Source organism: Bacillota bacterium, from assembly GCA_040754675.1.
Taxonomy (GTDB): domain Bacteria; phylum Bacillota; class Limnochordia; order Limnochordales; family Geochordaceae; genus Geochorda.
In genome coordinates this window covers 1-4,615 of the sequence record JBFMCJ010000331.1, presented here as the reverse complement: position 1 = coordinate 4,615, position 4,615 = coordinate 1, and the positions used below count along the sequence as shown (strand labels likewise).

The 4,615-nt window shown below is 68.2% G+C and carries 4 protein-coding genes and 1 other RNA gene; 2 read left to right on the top strand and 3 right to left on the bottom strand.

The genetic code is table 11. From position 1 onward, the window contains the following. Positions 1 to 48 precede the first annotated feature (48 nt). The 3 genes from AB1609_16100 to AB1609_16090 are packed head-to-tail and all read right to left on the bottom strand — an operon-like array spanning position 49 to position 3,328. Complete coding sequence (locus tag AB1609_16100) at positions 49 to 1,425, bottom strand: hypothetical protein (GenBank protein MEW6047972.1); 1,377 nt, start codon at positions 1,423 to 1,425, stop codon at positions 49 to 51. Next, positions 1,425 to 2,261, bottom strand: coding sequence for an ABC transporter permease subunit (locus AB1609_16095; GenBank protein MEW6047971.1), 837 nt, complete (start codon positions 2,259 to 2,261; stop codon positions 1,425 to 1,427). Before AB1609_16095 ends, AB1609_16100 begins: the two co-directional genes overlap by 1 nt. Then, positions 2,258 to 3,328, bottom strand: a complete 1,071-nt coding sequence (locus AB1609_16090) for an ABC transporter ATP-binding protein (GenBank protein MEW6047970.1) — start codon at positions 3,326 to 3,328, stop codon at positions 2,258 to 2,260. The genes AB1609_16095 and AB1609_16090 overlap by 4 nt, the downstream gene beginning before the upstream one ends. A 79-nt stretch (positions 3,329 to 3,407) precedes the next feature. On the opposite strand from AB1609_16090, the gene smpB reads away from it, so the two are divergent. Both smpB and ssrA read left to right on the top strand, forming a co-directional pair. Further along, entirely contained in the window at positions 3,408 to 3,878 is a 471-nt protein-coding gene (smpB, locus tag AB1609_16085; protein MEW6047969.1) for an SsrA-binding protein SmpB, read from the top strand. A 52-nt stretch (positions 3,879 to 3,930) separates the two neighbouring features. Next, positions 3,931 to 4,289: a transfer-messenger RNA gene (gene ssrA, locus AB1609_16080) on the top strand. The last annotated feature ends 326 nt before the right edge of the window (positions 4,290 to 4,615 follow it).

The following is a 4,615-nucleotide window of genomic DNA, read 5'->3' as shown; positions in this document are numbered from 1 at the left end:
GAAATTCCTCCTTGATCCAGGCCATTCAGTGGCCGTCCGGGCGACTTCCTACGCCTCGGGCGGGCGCCGGGGCTTCAACCGCCGTCGCCAGCCGGCCACCACGAGCCCGGCCACGAGCGGTACACCCGGCCACGCATACAGCGGCCACGCCGGGTCGCCCCGCACCGCCCGCACGGTTCGCGCGCTGTTTGGCACGGGCTTCCCCTCGGCGTCCACCAGCCGCAGTTCGTAAGTCGCTCCGGCCCTGAGCTGCAGCTGGACCTTGAACGCCACAAACGACGGCTGGCGTCCCTGAAACTCCGGCCTGGACGGGTCGAAGTCCACGATGCGGTAGCCCAGCGCGTATCCGGGCGTCTGTTCGACGTAGTAAGGGCGAGGTTCGGCGGTGGCTACCACCTGCCCGCCCTGCAGCACCTGGAGCGTCACGCCCCCGAGTTCCTCGCCCAGCACCCACTGCCAGGCGCTTCGCTGGCCGGATCCGGCCAGGGGCTTGGCCAGCTCCAGCATGCGGCTGTAAGCGTAGCGGTTCAGTTCGCTGGCCGCAAAAGCCTTGAGGTAGAAGGTGGTCTCGCTCGACACGTAGAGCGCCTCGGCCGGGTCGCCTGACTCGACGGGCATCGTCCACTTGCTCTCAGGGATGATCTGGTAACCGACCCCGGTGCGCCGCGGTGCGAAGACCTCCAGCTCCTTGCGGGCGGCCTCGACCTCTTTGCCGTCCTCCCCCACCAGGCGCAGCGTGTACTCGCCCGCCGGGAGTTGCACCACGAACCCCTCCGCCGGCTGCATCACCAGGAGCCTGGGCGGTTCGGGCGGTTCGGGCGCCTTGGGCAGTTTCTCGGGGTCGGCGGGCTTGCCGGTGCGCTGCACCTCTTCCAGGATCCGCGCCATCCGGTCCCGCCAGGCCTCTTCGGCCTGGCGGTAGGCCTCCGCCTGGTCGTAATAGACATTGATGGCGTCCTGGTAGCGGCGGTACGCCTCGTGGGCCTCCTCGCCAACCGCGAGCTGCACCTCGCCGCCCATGTAGCCCTCGGGGTAGACGAACGTGTACGGCGCCCGGTCCAGCGTCGCCACCACCTGGTCGCCCCGCAGCACCTCCAGGCGTCCGGGGATGACCCGGCGATAGCCCATCCAGTCGGCCATGTACTCCTGCGTGATGGGCCAGTAGTAGACGTCTGTCTCCAGCACGTCGAGAACGTGCCGGGTGGACGCCGTCAGGTAGATGGTGTCCGCGTTCGCCGGGGCGAAGGTGCCTGCAAACTCCTTGCCCGTCCACGTCGTGATGCCGTAGACGATCTGGCGTTGCTTGACCGGCTCCGCGGCGAACGCCGTCCCGGCCGCCGGCCCCCACGCAAGCGCCAGGCCCAGCCCGGCCAGAACGCCAAGTGCCGCAAGCCGGTTGCCCCGGCCAAGCCGCTTTCGCCTCATCAGCGCCGCACCCCCTTGCGCTGGAATATCCAGGCCGCCAGCGCCATGAGAACGGCCGTGTACAGCACCGACGAGCCCAGGGCCACCAGGTACGCCGAACGCTCGCCCATCAGCAGCGCCGCGCTCCCCCGGCTGTAGTACTCCACCGGCGAGATCCAGGCCATCACCTGCTGCGTGCTGTCCACCACCATCCGGGCGAATGCCAGAAGGTCGGTCAGCCGCTCGCCCGGGATGGCCATCAGCACGGCGTGCGCCACGTCGAACAGCGTGAAGAAGAGCATCAGCCCCAGAAAGACGAGAACGGAGATGAAGACCCGGCGGCTCAGCGCCGAGACCGCCAGCCCCAGCGCCACCACGCACCCGGCCAGGGCCAACGAGAGCAGGAGAAGCTGAAGCACCTGCCCCGGGAAGCCCAGGTTGGTGTAAGCGGCCGTCACGCCGAAGTACAGCAAATAGAAGAGCATCACCACGGCGAACGACGCCACGGGCTGAAGGAACTTCCCCGCCAGGTAGGAGAGGCCGTCCACCGGCCCGTAGAACAGCACTTCGAGCGTGCCGCTGTCCCGCTCGCGGGCGATGGCAACCGCCGCCATCAGGCCGAGGTAGATGGTCAGCAGCCACATGGCCAGGAAGAACGGGTAGCTGATGGGGCTGCCCAACACGATCAGGCCGTTTTGCTCCACCTGCCACAGGGCGTTTCGCATGGCGAAGTGCGAGACGCCCAGGAGCACCAGCGACACGGCCAGGTAAAGCGAGAAGCCGAACAGGTGCGACCGCAGGTCGCGCCCGGCGATGGTCAGCGCGACGTGCCCACGGGTGATCGGCGCTCCCGTCATGACGCCATCCCCTCTCGGGCCAGGAGCGAGATGTTGTTTTCCGTAATGGTGACGAACGCTTCTTCCAACGACATCTGCCGGGTCTGCATGCTCAGCACCACGCCTCCTGAACCGGCGATGGCCCGGGAGATGGCGCCCCTCAGGTCATCGCCGGCGCGGGTGCGGATGACCAGCCGGGAGTCCGTCGGGTCCACCGCCCGCACCCCTTCCACCGCGCGCACAGCCCGCACGATGGGCTCGTCGAGGCGCTCCAGCTCCACCTCGAGTTCAACCTCGGAGGAGAGGCGGGCTCGCAGGCCGTCCATGGTGTCCTCGGCCAGAAGCCGCCCGCGGTGGATGATCCCGACCCGGCGGCAGAGGCGTTCGACCTCGGAGAGGATGTGGGAGGAAATCACGAGCGTCTTGCCGCGGCGGTTCTCCTCGAGGAGCAGGTCCCGCACCTGGCGGATGCCGTAGGGGTCGAGCGACGAGACAGGCTCGTCCAGGATGAGCAGATCCGGGTCGTGCAAAAGCGCCCGGGCCAGGCTCAGCTTTTGCTTCATGCCCTTGGAGTAGCCGCCAACGAGCTCCCGGCGGCGGTCCGCAAGCTCCAGGCGTTCGAGGAGCTGGGCGATGCGGACATGTGCCAGGGGCACCCGGTAGAGCCTGCCGAAGAACTCCAGGTACTCCTGGGCCGTCATCTCCTCGTAGAGGTAGTGAAACTCCGAGAGCACCCCGATGCGCCGGCGCACCTCGAAGGAGCGGCTGCGCCCGAGCTCCTGACCGAACAGCCAGACTCGGCCCTCGCTCGGCTGCGTCAGCCCCAGCACCATCATGATGGTCGTGGTCTTACCGGCCCCGTTGGGCCCCAGAAAGCCGTAAATCTCGCCCGGAGCCACGTGCAGATCGAGGTGGTCGACCGCCACCACCCCGCCGGGGAAACGTTTGGTGAGGCCTTCGGTGCGGAGCACCATCCCGCTGTTCGCCCCCAAACCGCACCTGTCATCGGCACGCGCTGCGTAAGATGGCATCAAGGGCGGCCCGTCCACGCCCGCCGCCCAGTATACCAGAAAGTTCGACGCCCCCACGCTTGCGCCTCGCGGTCGCGGCTGGAAAAGGTGGAACGGCGTTGCCCCGGTGGCGGGGCGAGGTTATGATGAGAGCGCCATGGGCCAGGCGCGTACCGTCTGCGAAAACCGCAAGGCCCGCCACGACTACGAGATCCTGGAGACCATGGAGGCGGGCCTGGTCTTGAGCGGCAGCGAGGTGAAGTCGCTGCGCCTTGGCCGCGCCCAGCTCCGGGATGCGTATGCCCGCGTCGCCAACGGCGAGCTTTTCCTGGTCGGCGCGCACATCAGCGCCTATCAGGCCGGCAGCCCCTTCGACCACGACCCGGTGCGCCCGCGCAAGCTGCTGATGCACCGCCGGGAGATTGCCCGGCTCGCCGGACGGGTGGCGGAAAAGGGGCTGACGCTGGTGCCGCTTCGCATTTACTTCAACGACCGGGGCCTGGCCAAGGTGGAGCTGGCGCTGGCCCGGGGCCGCAAGGTGTACGACCGGCGGGAGGCCATCGCCCGCCGCGACGAGCAGCGCCGCATCCAGCAGGCGCTCGCGGAGCGGGCCCGCGGCTCCCGTTGACAGGTACGGCGGCTGCCGCTAAGCTGGTTTTGGGCCGTTCATCAGCTTTCGTGGGGGTGAGTCAGGTTCGACGTGGGTGCGGGTGGCCGCGGCTGCGAGCCGAGCGCCTGCGACTCGTAAAACCGCAGGGCAGTCAATAACTGCCGAGCCTGAGTACGCACTGGCTGCCTGATCTAACAGGCGGCCCGTCCGCCTGACAGCGTTCCCGCCGCTGCAGGGCCGGGCGTAATCTAGCGGGATACTCCGGTTGCCTCGCTCCCGGGCGGCCGGGGGAAATGCAGGGAGATGGCGGCCGCCATGTCCGGCTCCCGGGATCCGGCGGCGGCGAGCACTGGCAAACGGGAGACACGCTCGTAGAGGCTGTGGTGGCCCGACTTACGGACGGCGGTGCAACTCCGCCCACCTCCACCACCTTTCAAACGCCAGGGGCTCCGGTCAGACGGCCCGGAGCCCCTGCTGTTTTTCCGGGCGGCGTCCGGCGGCCGGGAGGAGCCTGACCGGGCATACCGGCGGCCGCACGGGCATAACGTTGACAACAACCCGGTACGGTTGGAAGCAACCGCCAGCGCACCGCAAACATGGTGACCCGTTGACACGCGGCCCTCGGATGTTATAATGCACCTCAAACCTATCTGGACAGCGTGCCCAGCGGTCCGTGTCCCTGGAATCACCGTCCCAGACAACTTCACAGGGCGATACACAGGCGAAGAAGGGGAGCAGTAGCCGGCCACCCTGGC